The sequence below is a fragment of the Paraliobacillus quinghaiensis genome, assembly GCF_003426025.1.
GTDB classification, from domain to species: Bacteria; Bacillota; Bacilli; order Bacillales; family Amphibacillaceae; genus Paraliobacillus_A; species Paraliobacillus_A quinghaiensis.
Genome location: NZ_QJSH01000003.1, coordinates 1 through 555 on the forward strand (window position 1 = coordinate 1; position 555 = coordinate 555).

1 pseudogene is annotated in these 555 nt (G+C 35.3%); it reads right to left on the minus strand.

From position 1 onward, the window contains the following. Window positions 1-391: pseudogene (locus D2K40_RS03655) on the minus strand (hypothetical protein); the annotation flags it as partial. Window positions 392-555: the final 164 nt, after the last annotated feature.

Genomic DNA, 555 nt, shown 5'->3' on the forward strand with positions numbered 1-555 from the left:
TCGGATTTCCTTTTATAAACGAATTTTTGATTTTGTTCAAAACAGTTAAGCGAGATTTCGTACTTTTAATTTTCTTTTTAACAGAGCTTATTTGTGCTTCTTTGTTGGAAATATACATTTTTGTTAGCTCTTGTTGCGCTGAAAGTAAGGCTTTCCCTTCTTGTACGGCGCTATTTGCGTAGTAATCTGTTAAATTAAATCTTGCTTTCACCTGTTGGTGAATCGAAGATTTACCTTTTTCTTTTGAACCGCGCTTTTCGCGAACTTCGCTTTGAACGCGATAGTGTTTTGCTTGATTGAACACAAAAAGAGTGTGTTGTGTATCTTCAACGGCAGCTTTTGTAGTTACATTTTTGTACACACGATTCGAAAAATAAGCCTTTGTTGTCAATTTCAACACACCCTTTCTGAAAGTTTTTGTACCATAATTATACCAAAACGAACTGACGTTTGTCTTGTGGTTTGCTTTTTAATTTCAAAAAAAAGAAGCGATTCATCTCCCACCTAACACTGACGTGTTTGAGGAAGGAGTCTTCTCGCTTAAGTTCGATAAAA